Source organism: Pseudomonas sp. B21-047 (genome assembly GCF_024748775.1).
GTDB classification, from domain to species: Bacteria; Pseudomonadota; Gammaproteobacteria; order Pseudomonadales; family Pseudomonadaceae; genus Aquipseudomonas; species Aquipseudomonas capeferrum.
Genome location: NZ_CP087169.1, coordinates 2,417,758 through 2,436,453, shown reverse-complemented (window position 1 = coordinate 2,436,453; position 18,696 = coordinate 2,417,758). Strand labels below are relative to the sequence as shown.

15 protein-coding genes are annotated in these 18,696 nt (G+C 63.2%); 9 read left to right on the top strand and 6 right to left on the bottom strand.

Annotation, left to right across the window (positions count from 1 at the left end; all coding sequences use genetic code 11):
• Positions 1-96: 96 nt before the first annotated feature.
• From LOY26_RS11185 to LOY26_RS11160, 6 genes are all read right to left on the bottom strand, one after another.
• Positions 97-3,192: an MdtB/MuxB family multidrug efflux RND transporter permease subunit gene (locus LOY26_RS11185; protein ID WP_258714746.1), complete on the bottom strand. Its 3,096-nt coding sequence runs from the start codon at positions 3,190-3,192 to the stop codon at positions 97-99.
• Positions 3,189-4,460, bottom strand: coding sequence for an MdtA/MuxA family multidrug efflux RND transporter periplasmic adaptor subunit (locus LOY26_RS11180; RefSeq protein ID WP_095065104.1), 1,272 nt, complete (start codon positions 4,458-4,460; stop codon positions 3,189-3,191). The genes LOY26_RS11185 and LOY26_RS11180 overlap by 4 nt, the downstream gene beginning before the upstream one ends.
• A gap of 230 nt (positions 4,461-4,690) precedes the next feature.
• Positions 4,691-5,191 (bottom strand): thiol peroxidase, encoded by a 501-nt coding sequence (tpx, locus tag LOY26_RS11175; protein WP_033697401.1) that lies wholly within the window; start codon positions 5,189-5,191, stop codon positions 4,691-4,693.
• A gap of 168 nt (positions 5,192-5,359) precedes the next feature.
• Entirely contained in the window at positions 5,360-6,640 is a 1,281-nt protein-coding gene (locus LOY26_RS11170; protein ID WP_047583738.1) for a serine/threonine transporter, read from the bottom strand.
• A 196-nt stretch (positions 6,641-6,836) separates the two neighbouring features.
• Positions 6,837-8,033 (bottom strand): amino acid aminotransferase, encoded by a 1,197-nt coding sequence (locus tag LOY26_RS11165; RefSeq protein WP_033697399.1) that lies wholly within the window; start codon positions 8,031-8,033, stop codon positions 6,837-6,839.
• Positions 8,034-8,171: 138 nt separating this feature from the next.
• Entirely contained in the window at positions 8,172-9,197 is a 1,026-nt protein-coding gene (locus LOY26_RS11160; protein ID WP_033697397.1) for an Ldh family oxidoreductase, read from the bottom strand.
• Positions 9,198-9,339: 142 nt separating this feature from the next.
• Here LOY26_RS11160 and LOY26_RS11155 point away from each other — a divergent pair, with 142 nt between their 5' ends.
• The 9 genes from LOY26_RS11155 to LOY26_RS11115 all read left to right on the top strand — a co-directional run bounded on the left by LOY26_RS11155 (position 9,340) and on the right by LOY26_RS11115 (position 18,626).
• Positions 9,340-10,212: a MurR/RpiR family transcriptional regulator gene (locus LOY26_RS11155; protein WP_033697396.1), complete on the top strand. Its 873-nt coding sequence runs from the start codon at positions 9,340-9,342 to the stop codon at positions 10,210-10,212.
• Between the two features lie 21 nt (positions 10,213-10,233).
• Entirely contained in the window at positions 10,234-10,986 is a 753-nt protein-coding gene (locus LOY26_RS11150) for a transporter substrate-binding domain-containing protein (protein ID WP_186663560.1), read from the top strand.
• A gap of 241 nt (positions 10,987-11,227) precedes the next feature.
• Positions 11,228-11,947, top strand: coding sequence for an ABC transporter permease (locus LOY26_RS11145; protein WP_186659543.1), 720 nt, complete (start codon positions 11,228-11,230; stop codon positions 11,945-11,947).
• Positions 11,944-12,654 carry an ABC transporter permease gene (locus LOY26_RS11140; protein ID WP_033697392.1) on the top strand — a complete coding sequence of 237 codons (711 nt, stop codon included), beginning with the start codon at positions 11,944-11,946 and terminating at the stop codon, positions 12,652-12,654. The genes LOY26_RS11145 and LOY26_RS11140 overlap by 4 nt, the downstream gene beginning before the upstream one ends.
• 16 nt (positions 12,655-12,670) lie before the next feature.
• Positions 12,671-13,915 (top strand): FAD-binding oxidoreductase, encoded by a 1,245-nt coding sequence (locus tag LOY26_RS11135; RefSeq protein ID WP_033697391.1) that lies wholly within the window; start codon positions 12,671-12,673, stop codon positions 13,913-13,915.
• Between the two features lie 20 nt (positions 13,916-13,935).
• The gene (locus LOY26_RS11130; protein WP_186659542.1) at positions 13,936-14,718 is read left to right on the top strand and encodes an amino acid ABC transporter ATP-binding protein; all 783 of its coding nucleotides are present in this window, start codon (positions 13,936-13,938) and stop codon (positions 14,716-14,718) included.
• A 369-nt stretch (positions 14,719-15,087) separates the two neighbouring features.
• Entirely contained in the window at positions 15,088-15,897 is an 810-nt protein-coding gene (locus LOY26_RS11125) for a gamma-glutamyl-gamma-aminobutyrate hydrolase family protein (protein ID WP_186659540.1), read from the top strand.
• A 352-nt stretch (positions 15,898-16,249) separates the two neighbouring features.
• Positions 16,250-17,161 (top strand): 5-dehydro-4-deoxyglucarate dehydratase, encoded by a 912-nt coding sequence (kdgD, locus tag LOY26_RS11120; RefSeq protein ID WP_033697388.1) that lies wholly within the window; start codon positions 16,250-16,252, stop codon positions 17,159-17,161.
• Positions 17,162-17,264: 103 nt separating this feature from the next.
• On the top strand, positions 17,265-18,626 hold the full coding sequence (locus LOY26_RS11115) for an MFS transporter (protein WP_033697387.1): 1,362 nt from the start codon (positions 17,265-17,267) through the stop codon (positions 18,624-18,626).
• Positions 18,627-18,696: the final 70 nt, after the last annotated feature.

The following is an 18,696-nucleotide window of genomic DNA, read 5'->3' as shown; positions in this document are numbered from 1 at the left end:
CTGCAAGTTGCAAGCTACAAGTGGGCGTGCGAGCAGGCTCGGAACTCCGGCTCACGCCAATCAGCTTGCAGCTTGCGGCTTGATGCTTGAGGCCGCTCATGCCGGCTCCTCCGCAACGTCCTGCCGACCAAAACGATGCGCAAGCCGATCAAAATAAAGGTAGATGACCGGCGTGGTGAACAGTGTCAGCACCTGGCTGACCAGCAGCCCGCCCACCATCACCAGGCCCAGCGGCTGGCGCAGTTCGGCACCGGAGCCGGTTGCGAGCATCAGCGGCACCGCACCGAACAACGCGGCCAGGGTGGTCATCAGGATCGGCCGGAAGCGCAGCAACGCGGCCTGGTAGATGGCGTCCTGCGGGGTCATGCCCTGATGGCGTTCGGCTTCAAGGGCAAAGTCGATCATCATGATCGCGTTCTTCTTGACGATGCCGATCAGCAGGATGATGCCGATGATGGCGATCATGCCCAGGTCGTTGCCACTGATGAGCAATGCCAGCAACGCGCCGACCGCCGCCGAGGGCAAGGTCGAAAGGATGGTGACCGGGTGGACGTAGCTCTCGTAGAGCACACCCAGCACGATGTACATGGTCACCACGGCGGCGAGAATCAGCAGCAAGGTGCTCGACAGCGAGGCCTGGAAGGCTTCTGCGGCGCCCTGGAAGCGGGTTTGCACGCCAATCGGCATGCCGATCTCCTGCTGCACCTGCTCGATGACCTTCACCGCCTCGCCCAGCGACGCGCCATGTGCCAGGTTGAACGACATCATCACCGCCGGGAACTGGCCGATGTGCGAAATCGCCAACTGCGCCTGGCGCTGCTCGATACGCGCCAGCGCCGACAACCGCACCTGGCCGCCATCGGTGGCCTTGACGTGGATCGACTCCAGCGCCTGCGGGCCGATGCTGGCGGCGGCTTGCGACTGCAGCACCACGCGGTACTGGCTGGCCTGGGTGTAGATGGTCGAGATCTGCCGCTGGCCGAAGGCGTCGTACAAGGCGTTGGTGATCTGCGCAACCGTGATGCCAAGGCGGCTGGCCATGTCGCGGTCGATCACCAGGTACACCTGCAGGCCCTTGTCCTGCAGGTCGCTGGCCACGTCGGCAAGCTCCGGGCGCTGTTGCAGCGCCTGCACCAGCTTGCCGCTCCACTGCGCCAGCAGGTCGGCGTCAGGCGAGGACAGGCTGAACTGGTACTGGGTGCGGCTGACCCGATCCTCGATGCTCAAGTCCTGCACCGGCTGCATGAACAGGCGGATGCCCACCAGCTTGTCGAGCTGCGGCTGCAGGCGGCTGATGACCTCGCCGGCGGTGACGTCACGTTCACCGTGCGGCTTGAGGTTGATCAGCAAACGCCCACTGTTGAGCGTGGCGTTGTCGCCATCCACGCCAATGTAGGACGACAGGCTCTGCACGGCCGGGTCCTGCAGGATTACCTTGCTCAGCGACTGCTGGCGCTCGCTCATGGCGGCGAACGAGGTCGATTGCGGCGCTTCGGAAATACCCTGGATCACGCCGGTGTCCTGCACCGGGAAGAAGCCCTTGGGCACCGCCATGTAGAGCACCACGGTAAGCGCAAGGCTGGCCAACGCCACCAGCAGGGTCAGCGGCTGATGCCTGAGCACCCACTGCAGGCCGCGGCCGTAGTGCTCGATGAGCCAGTCGATCCAGGCGCCACTGGCGCGGTAGAAACGGCCCTGCTCTTCTTCCTTGGGCTCGCGCTTGAGCAAGCGCGCGCACATCATCGGCGTGAGGGTCAGCGACACGACCAGGGAAATCAGGATCGCCACCGCCAGGGTGATCGCGAACTCGCGGAACAGCCGGCCGACCACATCGGCCATGAACAGCAGCGGGATCAGTACCGCGATCAGCGAGAAGGTCAGCGATATCAGGGTGAAGCCGATCTGCCGGGCGCCCTTGAGCGCGGCCTGCATGGGGGTTTCGCCCTCCTCGATGTGCCGGGAGATGTTCTCCAGCATGACGATGGCATCGTCCACCACGAAACCAGTGGCGATGGTCAGGGCCATGAGGGTCAGGTTGTTCACCGAAAAACCGGCCAGGTACATCACGCCAAAGGTGCCGATCAACGACAGCGGGACGGCAATCGACGGGATCAGGGTGGCACTGAAACGGCGCAGGAACACGAAGGTGACCATGACCACCAGGACGATGGCGATCAGCAATTCGTGCTGCACGTCCTTGACCGCGGCGCGGATGGTCTGGGTACGGTCGGTGAGCACCGACACGTCGAGGCCGGCCGGCAGGTTGTCGGTGATCGAAGGCAGCAGTTCCTTGATCCGGTCGACCACTTCGATGACGTTGGCCCCCGGCTGGCGCTGAATGTTCAGCAACACGGCCTGGTTTTCGTTGGCCCAGGCGGCGAGGCGCTCGTTTTCGGCACCGTCGACGATCTCGGCCACATCCTTCAGGCGCAGCGGCGCACCGTTGTTGTAGGCCAGGATCAGGTTGGCGTATTCCGCCGGGGAACGCAGCTGGTCGTTGGCATCGAGCATCGACACCCGGGTCGGGCCGTCGAAGTTGCCTTTGGGCTGGTTGACGTTGGAGGCGCCGATCAACGTACGCACGTCATCGAGGTTGAGGCCATTGGCAGCCAGGGCATCGACGTTGACCTTGATGCGCACCGCCTGGCGTTGGCCACCGGCGATACTGACCATGCCCACGCCACTGATCTGGGCGAGCTTTTGCGCCACCCGGGTATCGACCAGGTCGTTGAGCTTGGGCAGCGGCATGGTCTTGGAGGAAATGGCCAAGGTCAGCACCGGGGTGTCGGCCGGGTTGACCTTGTTGTACACCGGCGGTGCGGGCAGGTCGCTGGGCAGCAGGTTGCTGGCCGCATTGATCGCTGCCTGCACCTGTTGCTCGGCGACATCCATGTTCATGTCGAGGCTGAAGCGCAGGGTCAGCACCGAAGCACCGCCGGAGCTGGTCGAGGCCATCTGGGTCAGGCCCGGCATCTGCCCGAACTGGCGTTCAAGCGGCGCGGTGACCGCACTGGTCATGACTTGCGGGCTGGCGCCGGGGTACAGGGTCATGACCCGGATGGTCGGGTAATCGACCTGAGGCAGGGCCGAAACCGGCAACAACGTGTAGGCAATCAGGCCGGCCAGGACGATGGCCAGCATGCTCAGCGTGGTGGCGACCGGCCGCAGGATGAACAGGCGCGAGAGGTTCATGCGCCCGCCTTGCCTGCTTCAGCAGCCTGGGCGGCGCCCTTGGCGTCCTGGCCTTGCAGGTGCTGACCGGGGGCGGTCGGCACTTGCGAGCTGTCTTCGACCACGTCCACCTTGGTGCCCTCTCGCAGCCGGTCGGTGCCTTCCAGCACCAGGCGGTCGCCGGCAGCCAGGCCTTCGAGAATCACGCTGTTTTCACCATCGCTGGCACCGACCTTGAGCTTGCGCACGTTGACGGTGTTCTCGGCGTTGATCACATAGGCGAAGGTGCCGTCGTTACCGAACTGGATGGCCGCCGCAGGGGCCATTACCACCTGCTTGAGGGTGTCGGCCAGCAGGCGCACGTTGACGAACTGGTTGGGGAACAGGGCCAGGTCCTTGTTCTCGAACCGGCCCTTGAACTTGAGGGTGCCGGTGGTGGTGTCGATCTGGTTATCGATACTGCCCAGTACACCGCTGGACTGCAGCTTGCTGTCGCTGCGGTCCCAGGCTTCGACCGGCAGGCTGGCGCCGCTGCGATAACGTTCCAGTACGGTGCTCAGCTCAGTTTCCGGCAGGGTGAACACGACGTTGATCGGCTCGGTCTGGGTGATGACGACCAGCGCCGTGGTGTCGTTGGCGGCTACCAGGTTGCCCAGGTCGAGCTGACGCAGCCCTACACGGCCATTGATCGGCGCACGGATCTGGGTGAAATCGAGGTTCAGGCGCGCGTCGTTGACCTGCGCCTGGTTGGTCTTGACCAGGCCCTGGAACTGCGCGACCTGGGCTTCGGCGGTGTCGAGGGTCTGTTTGGCGATGCTGTCTTCGGCATACAGGCCTCGGTAGCGCGCGACGTCTACCTGGGCGTTCTTCAACTGAGCCTGGTTCTGCGCCAGGGTGCCTTCGGCCTGCTGCAAGGCGATGCGGTAGCTGCGCGGGTCGATCTCGGCGAGCAGGTCGCCGGCCTTGACCTGCTGGCCTTCCTTGAAGTGGATCTTGACCAGCTCACCGCCCACCCGGCTGCGCACGTTGACGGTGTTGGTCGCGGTGACCGTGCCCAAGGCTTTGTAATAGAGCGGGAAGTCGCCAACCCGTGCCGGCTCGACGCGTACCGGCACCGGGTCGCTGGATGCGCCGAACCCTGGGCGCCCGCCCTTGCCCATGCGCCCGCTGCCGGCCTCTGTGTGGGCCGGCGTTGCGGGCCACAGCCACCAGGCCAGCAAGGCCACCAGCAGCAGGATCAGCAGGCCGACGAGCCAGCGACGGGAGGAACGGGATTTGGACGCTTGCATGGGTTGAACGAACCTTGTTCGGAATAACGATGTGGGGAGGGTGAACGATAAGCACTGGCATCGTTTTAGCAAAGGCCCTTTACCAGAGGTTTACCTTTGGCTGACGTTGCCAAAACGCTGAACTTTAAACGAAAACGGCCCGGAAATCGTTCCGGGCCGTTACAGGGTGTTGCTTGGAGCGGTGGGCGTGGCAGGAGTTCCGTTACCGGTACCGGCCCCGCCAGAAGCCCTTACTTCAGGACAGCCAGCGCTGCCTCGTAGTTAGGCTCTTCAGCGATTTCAGCTACCAGCTCGCTGTGCAGCACCTTGTCGTTCTCGTCCAGTACCACTACCGCACGCGCAGCCAGGCCGGCCAGCGGGCCGTCAGCAATCGCCACACCGTAGTTCTCGAGGAACTCGGCGCCGCGCAGGGTCGACAGGTTTTTCACGTTCTCCAGGCCTTCGGCACCGCAGAAGCGCGCCTGGGCGAACGGCAGGTCGGCGGAAATGCACAGCACCACGGTGTTGGCCACGTCATTGGCCTGGGCATTGAACTTGCGCACAGAGGTGGCGCAGGTTGGGGTATCGACGCTCGGGAAGATGTTCAGCACCTTGCGCTTGCCGGCGTAGTTCTGCAGCGACTGGTCGGCCAGGCCTTCACCCACCAGCGAGAAGGCTGGGGCCTGAGCACCGGCCTGCGGCAGGTTGCCCTTGACCTGAACCGGGTTGCCTTTGAGAGTCACTTGAGCCATGAACGAAATCCTTATGCGGGGTTTGAAAAGGACACTGAGTTAAGCATGAAGGCGGCCGGGTGCCTATGGGTGAAGTTAAAATTGTTCTATTGCCAGACAATTATTGTGGACAAAAAAAATGCCCAGATCGCGACAAGCGACCTGGGCACTGCTTGCAGCGGTGGTGAATCAGCTCAGCAAGCCGTAAACCACCGAAGTCAGCGCAACCACGCCGATTGTCACGACGAACACATTGGACATCGCGCCGCTGTACTTGCGCATCGACGGTACACGGCGAATGGCGTACATCGGCATCAGGAACAGCAACACCGCGATGATCGGGCCGCCCAGCGATTCGATCATGCCCAGAATGCTCGGGTTGAGGGTGGCGACAATCCAGCAGACCACCAGCATCAGCGCAGCGACCACGCGGTCCAGAGTTTTTGCACCCGGGCGCGCACCGGCCTTGACGATGATGCCCTTGAGGCCTTCGCTGGCGCCGATGTAGTGGCCCAGGAACGACTTGGCGATGGCAATGAAGGCGATCAGTGGTGCGGCAAAGGCGATGGTCGGGTTGCTGAAGTGGTTGGCCAGGTACGACAGGATCGACAGGTTCTGCGCCTTGGCCTCAGCCAGTTGGGCACTGCTGAGGGTCAGCACGCAACTGAAGACGAAGAACAGCACCATGGCCACCATCAGCAGGTGGGCGCGGGCGAGGATCTGGCCGCTGCGCTCATCGGCATGCTCGCCGTAGCGGCGCTTCTGGTCGACGGCGAAGGCCGAGATGATCGGTGAGTGGTTGAACGAGAACACCATCACCGGAATCGCCAGCCACACGGTGTGCAGGAAGGCGGAGCCCGAGGGCAGTTGCGTGGCGCTGTCGAGGATACCCCCGGTCCAGTGCGGGACCAGGTACAGGCCCAGCAACGCCAAGGCAACGATGAACGGGTAGACCAGCAGGCTCATGACCTTGACCGTAGCCTGCTCACCGCAACGCACAATGGCCAGCAGGCCGAGGATCAGCACGAACGACAGCAGCGCCCGTGGCGGCGGCGTCATGTGCAACTGGTGCTCCATGAAGCTGGTAACGGTGTTGGTCAGCGCCACGCTATAGATAAGCAGGATCGGGAAGATGGCGAAGAAGTACAGCACGGTGATCAGCGCACCGGCCTTGATGCCGAAATGTTCCTCGACCACTTGCGTGATATCGCCGCCCGTGCGCCCGGAAAGGACAAAACGGGTCAGCCCGCGGTGGGCGAAGTAGGTCATCGGGAAGGCCAGTACGGCCAGGATCAGCAACGGCCAGAAGCCGCCCAAGCCGGCATTGATGGGCAGGAACAAGGTGCCTGCACCGATGGCGGTGCCAAACAGGCCCAGCATCCAGGTGGTGTCTTGACGTGCCCAGCTGCCCAAGGCTGCCGGGGTCGATTCTTCATAGCGCCGTTCGACGCTTGGGGCCTGCTCATTCATTCCGGGTGTAGCTCCACTCGCAAGACTGCAACAGGCTGAGAGTGGCGAAACAGACGTATCGCACCCCTCAACCGAAAAAGAGGGCGCGATTGTGCACTGAAAGGTTGCACTTGCGAAGCCCCGTCCGAGGGACGGTTGCACTTGTCATGACAACAAGGTGAAACCAAGGGGGCCGCTTTGCGGCCCCCCTGTCACATTACTGCTGAACGGCGGCGAACGCCTCGGCCACCCGTTGCAGGTTGGCCGGCCGCAGGCCAGACATGCACACCCGGCCACTGTCGATCAGGTACACGCCGAACTCGTCACGCAGGCGACGCACCTGCTCGACGCTGAAACCGGTGTAGCTGAACATGCCGCGCTGGCGCAGGAAGAACTGGAAGTCCTGCCCCGGCAGCAGCGTGCCCAGGGCATCGACCAGTGCCTGACGCATGTCGAGGATACGCTTGCGCATCACTTCGACCTCCGCCGCCCACTGGGCATTGAGCGCGGCATCGCCGAGCACACCGGCAACCAGCTGAGCACCGAAGTTGGGTGGGCTGGAGTAGTTGCGGCGCACGGTAGCCTTCAACTGGCCGAGTACGCTCTGGGCAGTGGCGTCGTCGTCGCAGACCACCGACAGGCCCCCTACTCGCTCGCCGTACAGCGAGAAGATTTTCGAGAACGAGTTGCTGACCAGGCACGGCACGCCGGCACGGGCCATTTCGCGGATGGCGAAGGCATCTTCGACCAGCCCCTCACCGAAGCCCTGGTAGGCGATATCGAGGAACGGGATCAGCTGACGCGCCTTGACCACTTCCACCACTTGCTGCCACTGGTTCTGGTCCAGGTCGGCACCAGTCGGGTTGTGGCAGCACGGGTGCAGCAGCACGACGCTGTTGGCCGGCAAGGTCTGCAGCGCTTGCAGCATGCCAGCGAAGTCGACGCCACGGCTTGTCTGGTCGAAGTACGGGTAGCTATTCACCTTGAAACCGGCGCCTTCGAAGATGGCGCGGTGGTTATCCCAGGTCGGGTTGCTGACCCAGACTTCGGACTGCGGGAAATAACGCTTGAGGAAGTCGGCACCGACTTTCAGTGCGCCAGAACCGCCCACGGTCTGCACGGTGGCCACTCGGCCGCCGGTCACCGCCGGGTGATCGGCACCGAACAGCAGGGCCTGAATGGCCTGGCGGTAGCTGGCCAGGCCTTCCATCGGCAGGTAGAGCGAGGCTTCGTGAGCCTGGCCGGCGATGCGTTTCTCGACCGCATCCACCGCTGCCAACTGCGGCACCACGCCGGCTTCATCGTAGTACAGGCCGATACTCAGGTTGACCTTGTCGGCACGGGGATCGGCCTTGAAGGTTTCCATCAGCGAGAGGATCGGGTCGCCGGCATAGGCATCGACATGTTTGAACACAGCGTGCAGCTCCTTGGATCAGGACAGTTCGGAAAGGCTGCCCTGAGGATACCCGGAGTCGCTGCTGAGTAACATCACCTATTGTGCAGGTTGTCTATGCAAGATTGCACAGCCGCCGATCTGCGCCGACAGCCTGGCTCAGCCCAGCAGCGCCTTGAGGCCATGCAGCTCCTGCTCGGTCAGCGCCACGCCCTCCTCCTCGGCCACTTCACGCTCGCGGTAGCGGCGCTCGCCCGGCATGCGCGTCAACCCCACCGCCTGCATCTGCTCCACCAGTTCGCGGCTGCGCTGGGCAAAACGCTCGCCTTCGGCCTTGCTCGGGTCGATGACGATGATCAACTGCCCGGTCCATGGCGTTTTCGCCCCTGGGTGCCCGGACCAGTCGAACTCCCAGGAAAAGTGCCCGCCGGTCAGCGCTGCGGCCAACAACTCGACCATCATCGACAGCGCCGAACCCTTGTGCTCGCCAAACGGCAACAAGGCGCCGCCTTCGAGAATGGCCTTGGGGTCGGTGGTCGGCTGGCCATTGGCGTCCACGCCCATGCCCTCGGGCAACTGCTGGCCAGCCCTGGCGGCGATCTGCACATCACCGTGGGCCATGGCGCTGGTGGCCATGTCGAAGACGATCGGGTCGTGTTCGGCACAGGGTGCGGCAAAAGCGATGGGGTTGGTGCCGAACAGCGGCTTGCGGGCGCCATGCGGCACCACGCAGGTCATGCTGTTGACCACGCTGAGCGCCACCAGGCCCTCGTCGGCGAACGGCTCGACATCCGGCCACAGTGCGGCGAAATGGTGCGAGTTGTGGATGGCCAGCACGGCGATACCGGCGCTGCGGGCCTTTTCCAGTAACAGCGCACGGGCCGCTGCCAGTGCCGGCTGGGCGAAGCCGCCAGCGGCATCGACACGCACATAACCGGAGGCCACGTCGGTCACCTTCGGGGTGGCACGGCCATTGACCCAACCGCTGGCCAGGGTCGAAACATAGCCCGGAATACGGAACACCCCGTGGCTGTGGGCGCCATCGCGCTGGGCGCTGGCGCAGTTGTGGGCAAGCACCTGGGCCACTGTCTCGCTGCAGCCATGACGCTGAAAAATCGCCTGCAAGAGGGTCTGCAGCTCGGTAAAAGGCACGCGTACGACAGTGCCGGTGGAAGGTGCGGACATCTGAAGCTCCTTGTTGGAATTGGAATGGCTACAGCGTTGCAACGACAAAAACTTTCCTGCATGTGACAGCTATCTGTCAAATGTTGACTTGATGACAGAAAACATTCATTTTCTATCGCAAGCCTCACCCCGGAGATGCAGCATGAGCCAACCGATCAAGCAACGCCTGGAAAACAGCCTGCAAGGGGCCGCCGCCTCAGGCCGCACGATCGCCAGCTACATGCTCGCCAACCTGCACGAACTGCCGTTCCAGACCTCGGCAAGCATTGCTGCCAAGCTCGGCGTCAGCGAATCCAGTGTCGGCCGTTTCTGCCGCTCGTTAGGTTATGCCCACCTCAAGGCGCTCAAGCAAGACCTGCAGAACGACCTGGGCGATGGCCCATGGCTGGTGGGTGACCGCCTGCAAGACTACCGCCAGAACCACGATGCCAGCGACACCGCCGGCAGCCTGGAGCTGGAAATCGCCGCCCTGGTCCGAGTGCACGAGTACCGCCAGAGCGAGCCCTGGCACCGCGCCGCGCAACGTCTGGCGAGCAAGCAGCGGGTATTCGTCGCGGGCTTTCAGACCGAGCGCGGCGTCGCCATGTGCATGAGCCACCTGCTGCAGTACCTGCGCGATGGCGTGCAACTGGTCGACCTCAGCGCCGGGCATTTCGGCGACGTGCTGCTGGGCCGCGCCGAAGACAGCGCACTGGTGGTGTTCGAGGCCCGCCGCTATTCACGTCACGCCCTGCAGCTGTGCCAGAAGGCGCGCGCAGCCGGCATTGCGGTCACCCTGGTGACCGACACCTTCTGTGACTGGGCCGATGCCAACGCCGACGAGGTGTTCCGCATCCCCACCGAGTTCAATCTGTTCTGGGAATCCACCGCGACCATGCTGTCGTGGGTGCACCTGATGGTCAACGAGGTCTGCAAGAAGCTCGGGCCGGATGTTGAAAAACGCTTGGAAGCGACTGCCGCTCTACATAACGAATTCGTCGGCTACACCTCGTGGCCGTCGGCAAAACAACAATAGCAAGAGTGCAAGAGGTGCGAGATGAACAAGACCATGGCTATGGTGGGTGCGTGTGCCCTGCTGCTGACGGGCGCCGCCAGTGCCGAAACCCTGCGCTTCGCCACCGAGGGCGCGTACCCGCCCTTCAACTATGTCGACGCCGATAACCAACTGCACGGCTTCGACATCGACATCACCCACGCCCTGTGCGAACAGATGAAAGTCGAGTGCACGCTGGTGGCCCAGGATTGGGAAGGCATCATCCCGGCCCTGATGGCACGTAAGTACGACGCCGTGGTCGCGTCGATGATCGACACCGAAGAGCGCCGCAAGAAAATCGCCTTCACCGATCATTACTACCGCACCCCGCTGACCGTGGCCGTGGCCAAGGACAGCGAGATCAGCGACGCTCAGAACAATTTCGTCGGCTACACCGTCGGCGCGCAATCCTCTTCGACCCAGGCCATCTATGCCGAAGACGTCTATGGCAAGGCCGGTGCCGATGTGAAGCTGTACCCGACCATGGACGAAGCCAACGCCGACCTGGCCGCGGGCCGCCTGGACGGGGTGATCGCCGACAAGTTCCCCCTGCACGAGTGGATGAACAAGAACGGCCAGGACTGCTGCAAGATCCTCGGCGACGTAGCCGACACCAAGGCCGACGCCGCCATTGCCGTGCGCAAGGATGACGAGGCGCTGCGCCAGCGCCTGAACACCGCGCTGCAACAGATCGTGGCCAACGGCACCTACCAGAAGATCGCCAGCAAGTACTTCGCTTTCGATATCTACAACTGATCTGTAGGAGCGGCCTTGCGTCGCGAAAGGGCTGCGTAGCGGCCCCGGGATCTATGCGACGGCACAGATTGCAGGGGGACGTTATGCGACCCCAGGATCTATGCAACGGCACAGATTGCCGGGGACGTTATGCGACCCCGGGATTTATGCAACGGCACAGATTGCCGGGGCCGCTACGCGGCCCTTTCGCGACGCAAGGCCGCTCCTACAGCGACCGCATTACCCGTCCAAGGGGTTTGTCATGCTCGATCAATTGTCCTTGCTGTCTTTCGCCAGCGGAGGCTGGGGCCAGGCGTTGCTGGCCGGTGCCCTGGTAACCGTCTCGCTGGCCCTCGCCTGCCTGCCCATCGGCCTGCCCCTGGGGCTGGCCGTGGCCCTCGCGGCGCGCTCGCGCAAGCGCCTGCCCCGGGCCTGGGCCACGACCTTCTCGACCGTGTTCCGCGGCCTGCCCGAACTGCTGACCTTGCTGATCATCTATTACGGCTGCCAGATCGCAGCGCAAAAGCTGCTGGCCGCCATGGGCTACCAGGGCGAGTTCCAAATCAACACCTTCCTGGCCGCGATGATCGCGTTCAGCCTGGTGTTTGCCGCGTTCTCCAGCGAGATCTGGCTGGCCGCCTTCAAGACCCTGCCCAAAGGGCAGCTTGAGGCCTGCTCGGCATTGGGCCTGAGCAAACGCACAGGCTTCTTCAAGGTGGTGCTGCCGCAACTGACACGCATCGCCCTGCCCGGCCTGTCCAACAACTGGCTGTCGTTGCTCAAGGACACCTCACTGGTGTCGACCATCTCGCTGGTCGACCTGATGCGCCAGACCAACCTGGCGGTGAGCGTGACCAAGGAACCGATGTTCTTCTATGGCGTTGCCTGCCTGGGCTACCTGCTGTTTTCGGCAGTCTCGGGCCGGGTCTTTGCCTTCATCGAGCGGCGTAGCAGCCGCCACCTGCAAGGAGCCCGGGCATGAACGTCGAACAATGGCTGGCGGTAGTCCTCGACCCCGACCTGCTGGAACGCTACGGCCCACGCTTCGTCGATGGCCTGCTGGTAACGGCCAAGCTGGTGGCGATTTCGTTCACCCTGGGTGCTGTGCTCGGCCTGTTGCTGGCACTGGCACGCCTGTCGCGCAGCCAACTGCTGCAACGCATGGCCGCCGGTTACGTGTACTTCTTCCGCGGCTCGCCGCTGCTGGCTCAGTTGTTCCTGCTTTATTACGGCCTCGGTTCGCTCAAGGGGTTCTGGCAAGACGTCGGCCTGTGGTGGTTCTTCCGCGAGGCCTGGTTCTGCACCTTGCTGGCGTTCACCCTGAACACCGCCGCCTACCAGGCCGAGATCTTCCGCGGCAGCCTGATGGCCGTCGCCCCTGGGCAGTACGAAGCTGCGCGGGCGCTGAACCTGAAACGCTCGACCACCTTCTTCAAGGTGATCCTGCCGCAGTCGTTGCTGGTGGCCATCGGCCCACTGGGCAATGAATTGATACTGATGATCAAGGCCAGCGCCATTGCCTCGCTGGTAACCATCTACGACCTGATGGGCGTGACCAAACTGGCGTTCTCGCGCAGCTTCGACTTCCAGATCTACCTGTGGGCTGCTGTGCTCTACCTGGTGATCGTCGAGCTGGTGCGGCGCCTCCTGAAACACCTGGAAGCCCGCCTGGGCCGCCACCTGAACTGACCGAAGGATACCTACCATGCATTGCCAGACCCTCGTCCTCGGCGCCGGCATTGTCGGCGTCAGCACCGCGCTGCACCTGCAGGCGCGTGGGCGCCAGGTGATTCTGATCGACCGTGACGAACCCGGCAGCGGTACCAGCCATGGCAACGCCGGGCTGATCGAGCGCTCCAGCGTCATCCCGTATGCCTTCCCGCGCCAAGCCGGTGCGCTGCTGCGCTACGGCCTGAACCGCCAGCCTGACGTGCGCTACAGCCTCCTGCACTTGCCCAAGGCCGCGCCCTGGCTGTGGCGCTACTGGCGCCAATCGGCGCCGGGCCGCCTGGCGGGCGCCGCTGCCGACATGCTGCCGCTGGTGCAACGCTGCGTCGAGGAGCATGACGCCCTGATCAAAGCCGCCGGCCTTGAAGGGCTGGTACAGGCCAAAGGCTGGATCGAAGTGTTCCGTGACCCGGCCCTGTTCGAGCAGGCCAAGGCCGAGGTCAAAGGCCTGAGCCGCTACGGCCTGCAGTATGAAATCCTCGAATGCGGGCAGCTCCAGGCCCGCGAGCACCAACTGGACAGCACCGTGGTCGGTGGCATTCACTGGCTCGACCCGAAGACGGTGAACAATCCCGGTGGCCTCACCCGGGGCTATGCCGCGTTGTTCGTGCAGCGTGGTGGACAGTTCCTGCATGGTGATGCGCGCAGCCTGCGCCAAGTGGAAGGGCAATGGCAGGTCGACAGCCGTCGTGGCCCTGTCACCGCAAACGAAGTGGTGGTCTGCCTCGGTCCACAGTCGGCAGACTTGTACGAAGGCCTGGGCTACAAGATCCCGTTGGCGATCAAACGCGGTTACCACATGCACTACAGCACCCGCGACGGTGCGCAACTCGAACACTCGGTCTGCGATACCCAAGGCGGCTACGTGCTGGCGCCCATGGCCCGGGGCGTGCGCCTGACCACCGGCATCGAGTTTGCCGCCAGTAATGCGCCCGGCAACGAGATCCAACTGCGCCGCTGCGAGGCCTTGGCCAGGCGCTTGTTCCCGGCGCTCGGCGAGCGCCTCGACGACACCCCTTGGCTGGGCCGTCGCCCGTGCCTGCCAGACATGCGCCCGGTAATTGGCCCTGCCCCTCGGCACCAAGGCCTGTGGTTCAACTTCGGCCATGCCCACCATGGCCTCACCCTTGGCCCGGTCAGTGGCCGGCTGCTGGCAGAGCTTCTGACCGGCGAGCGCCCCTTTACCGACCCTGCGCCCTACAGCGCGACGCGTTTCGACTGAACCTTGCGGAGAACAACAATATGACCGCCCCTCTGAGCCTTGCCAGCCTTGCCCCAGAACCCGACCCGCGCCCGGTGCTCATCCGCATCGAGGGCCTGAACAAGCACTATGGCGCGTACCATGTGCTGCGCGACATCAACCTGCAGGTACGCGAAGGCGAACGCATCGTCCTCTGTGGCCCGTCCGGTTCGGGCAAGTCGACCCTGATCCGCTGCATCAACCGCCTGGAAGTGGCCCAACAGGGCAGCATCCAGGTTGATGGCACCGACCTGGCTGCCACCACACGCCAGGCGGCGCAGATCCGCAGCGAAATCGGCATGGTGTTCCAGCACTTCAACCTGTTCCCGCACATGACTGTGCTCGACAATTGCCTGCTGGCCCCTACCAGCGTGCGCGGGCTGTCGCGTAAGGACGCCGAAGAACGGGCACGGATGTACCTGTGCAAGGTCGGCATCGAGTCCCAGGCGCACAAATACCCCAGCCAGCTTTCCGGCGGCCAGCAGCAACGCGTGGCCATTGCCCGCGCCTTGTGCATGAAACCCCGGATCATGCTGTTCGATGAGCCGACCTCGGCACTGGACCCGGAAATGGTCGCCGAAGTGCTGGATGTCCTGGTGCAACTGGCCGGCACGGGCATGACCATGCTCTGCGTTACCCATGAGATGGGCTTTGCCCGGCAGGTGGCCGAACGGGTGCTGTTCCTTGAGGGCGGGCAGATCATCGAGGACAGCCCGCCACAGGTGTTCTTCAACCAGCCCAAGACAGAACGGGCCAAGGGTTTCCTGGCGCAGATTCTGCACTGAGCCCGTTCCTCCCTGTACCGGCTTCCTTTGTCAGCGGGCTTGCCCACTAAGAGGCCGGTACAGGCCCCCTTCATTGCAGCGGTGCAATGAACCAACTGCGTCGTTAAATATAATTGACCTAACCCCCTGCCAAACCCTTGCCGCTACAGGGCTGCAACGGTTTAACCCCCCTGAATTCGGCGTATCCCTCCCGCTAAAGCCTCTACCAGTCGTTTGACATATCGAACGGCTCTGGCAAGCTATCAACAAGTCCCGACCGGAATCGTCGCCTCTGACGAGCCGGCAGTGCTCGGAGCTTCAGGTCGCACACAAGGCCCCGGCCGTGCGCCTGCACAACAACGACAGGTCGAACCTGTCCCAAGGTGACATATGTCCAACAGCAACATTGGCAACAAGCAACCTTCCCTGCGCAAACCCGTCGTCCTGATGACCATGGGCAGCCAAGAGCGCAAAGGCCATGACTATCAGGTCATGACCCATAAATACATCACGCCGCTGGTCGACTTCGCCGATTGCGTCCCGGTCCTGGTACCCACTTGCTGTGGCACCGAAGACCTCGAGACCTATCTGAACATGGCCGACGGCGTCTACCTGACCGGTGCCGGCAGCAACATCGACCCGGCCCTGTACGGCCAGGACAACGAAACCCCGGGCAAGGGCCAGGACAAGGCACGCGACCTGTTCGACATCCCGCTGGTCAAGGCAGCCATCAAGCGTGGCCTGCCGATTTTCGGCATCTGCCGCGGCATGCAGGAAATCAACGTGGCCCTGGGTGGCGACATCTATCAGAAGGTGTATGCCGAGCCAGGCTTCAACGACCACCGTGAAAACCCCGAAGACCCGGTCGAAGTACAGTACGCCCAGGTCCACAGTGTGAAGGTCAAGCCAGGCAGCTGGCTGCGCGACATCCTGGGCTGCGACGAGATCCGCGTGAACTCGCTGCATGGCCAAGGCCTGCGCAACCTGGGTAAAGGCATCGAGCCAATTGCCCTGGCCGAAGACGGCCTGGTCGAGGCCATCCATGCCCCAAGCATTTCGCCCTTCCTGTTCGCGGTGCAGTGGCACCCCGAGTGGCAAGCCGCGAAGAACCCTGATTCGATCAAGATCTTCCAGGCGTTCGGCGATGCGTGCCGTGCCCAGGTCCGCAAGTCCCAGGTCAAGCACCATCAGGCTGCCTGACACAAAGCTTCGTTAGCTTTGATCGCGGGGCGGCGCAAGGCCGCCCCCGCTTCCCCGGTCACCCTCTGCTGGTTCCAGAACACTTCCCGTGGAAGCGGGCGGCGGGCTTGTGCCTGTCTCCGCGATCGTTTTTTTAGCCATCCCCCGCTTAAGAGATACGATGACTGTTCAGGTGGTTGTCGTGGGATTTTCTGTGCCTAGAAGATCGATCGCCCCCCCAACACCCCAGCCAAGCACCCAACTCATAAAAATTTCTCCCAAGGCACTAGCCATTCCCCTAGTTGTACGATAACTTACCTCTATCGCAGCACATCACTCCCTTCACCCCAAGCGCCTCAGGATGCCAACAACAATGAATCCACAAGAACTGAAATCCATCCTCTCCCACGGCCTGCTGTCTTTCCCGGTCACCGACTTCAATGCCCAAGGCGACTTCAACCAGGCTGGCTACATCAAGCGCCTGGAATGGCTCGCCCCCTACGGCGCCAGCGCCCTGTTCGCGGCCGGTGGTACCGGTGAGTTCTTCTCCCTGGCGGCCAGCGAGTACAGCCAGGTGGTGAAGACCGCCGTCGATACCTGCGCCACCTCGGTACCGATCCTTGCCGGCGTCGGCGGCTCGACCCGCCAGGCCATCGAATACGCGCAAGAAGCCGAGCGCCTGGGTGCCAAGGGCCTGCTGCTGCTGCCCCACTACCTGACCGAAGCCAGCCAGGATGGCGTCGCCGCCCACGTCGAAGCCGTGTGCAAATCGGTGAAGATCGGGGTGGTGGTCTACAACCGCAATGTCTGCCGTTTGAATGCCGACCTGCTGGAAAAGCTCGCCGAGCGCTGCCCGAACCTGATCGGCTACAAGGACGGCCTGGGTGACATCGAGTTGATGGTGTCGATCCGTCGCCGCCTGGGCGATCGCTTCAGCTACCTGGGTGGCCTGCCGACCGCCGAGGTGTATGCTGCGGCCTACAAGGCGCTGGGCGTGCCGGTGTACTCCTCGGCCGTGTTCAACTTCGTGCCGAAGACCGCGATGGACTTCTACCACGCCATCGCCCGCGAAGACCACGCCACCGTCGGCAAGCTGATCGATGACTTCTTCCTGCCGTACCTGGACATCCGTAACCGCAAGGCCGGCTACGCCGTGAGCATCGTCAAGGCGGGCGCGAAGATTGCCGGTTACGACGCAGGCCCGGTACGCACGCCGCTGACCGACCTGACCGGCGAAGAATACGAAATGCTCGCAGCGCTGATGGACAAGATGGGTCCGCAATAAGCGAACCCCTGCGGCCTGAACTGCCGCCGCCGGAGTGGGAGCCCCCCACCCCGGCTACAACTCGTGAGCCCGCACAAAAATAACTAGTGGGAGTATTACCAGCATGCAAGCGACTAAAAAGACGCATGTGCGCTACCTGATCCTGTTCATGCTGTTTCTGGTGACCACGATCAACTATGCCGACCGCGCCACCATTGCAATCGCAGGCTCCAGCCTGCAGAAAGACCTCGGCATTGACGCCGTTACCCTCGGTTATATCTTCTCCGCCTTTGGATGGGCTTACGTGGCTGGCCAGATTCCTGGTGGCTGGCTGCTCGACCGTTTCGGCTCCAAGAACGTCTACGCGTTCAGCATCTTCACCTGGTCGCTGTTCACCCTGCTGCAAGGGTTTGTCGGTGGCATGCCGGTGGCCTGGGCGGTGGTAACCTTGTTCACCCTGCGCTTTCTGGTCGGTTTCGCCGAAGCCCCGTCGTTCCCGGGCAACGCCCGCATCGTCGCGGCCTGGTTCCCCACCGCAGAGCGCGGTACGGCGTCGGCCATCTTCAACTCGGCGCAGTATTTTGCCACCGCACTGTTTGCCCCGATCATGGGCTGGATCGTGTTCAGCTTCGGTTGGGAACACGTGTTCGTGGTGATGGGCGTGCTCGGTATCCTGTTCTCGTTCGTGTGGCTGAGAACCATCTACAACCCCAAGCAACACCCGCGCATCAGCCAAAGCGAGCTCGAACACATCGAGCAGAACGGCGGCCTGGTAGACATGGACCAGAAACGCGGCAACGACGGCCCGAAATGGGGCTACATCAAGCAGCTGCTGACCAGCCGCATGCTGCTTGGGGTGTACCTGGGCCAGTACTGCATCAACGCCATCACCTACTTCTTCCTGACCTGGTTCCCGGTGTACCTGGTGCAGGAGCGCGGCATGACCATCCTCAAGGCGGGTGTCATCGCCTCGCTGCCCGCCATCTGTGGTTTCATCGGTGGCGTGCTGGGCGGTGTGCTGTCGGACTGGCTGCTGCGCCGCGGCAACTCGCTGACCTTCTCGCGCAAGCTGCCCATCGTCTGCGGCCTGTTACTGTCGACCACCATGGTCTTCTGCAACTACGTCGATGCTGAGTGGATGGTGGTCGGTTTCATGACCTTGGCCTTCTTCGGCAAGGGCATTGGCGCACTGGGCTGGGCGGTGGTCGCCGACACTTCGCCGAAGCAGATCGCTGGCCTGTCGGGCGGGTTGTTCAACACCTTCGGCAACATCGCCTCGATCACCACGCCCATCGTCATCGGCTACATCATCAGCGCCACCGGCTCGTTCAAGTGGGCCCTGGTATATGTGGGCGCCAACGCGCTGGTCGCGGTGTTCAGCTACCTGGTGATCGTCGGCCCGATCAAGCGCATCGAGCTGCGTGAAACCCCAAAGGCTGAAGCCGAGCCCGGCGCCAATGGCGAACTGGCAAGCTCTCGTCACTGAGTGAACACGCCCGCCGCCGGCACCTGCCGGCGGCGGGCGGATGTATAAAGCCTGAGCAATCACTAGAAGG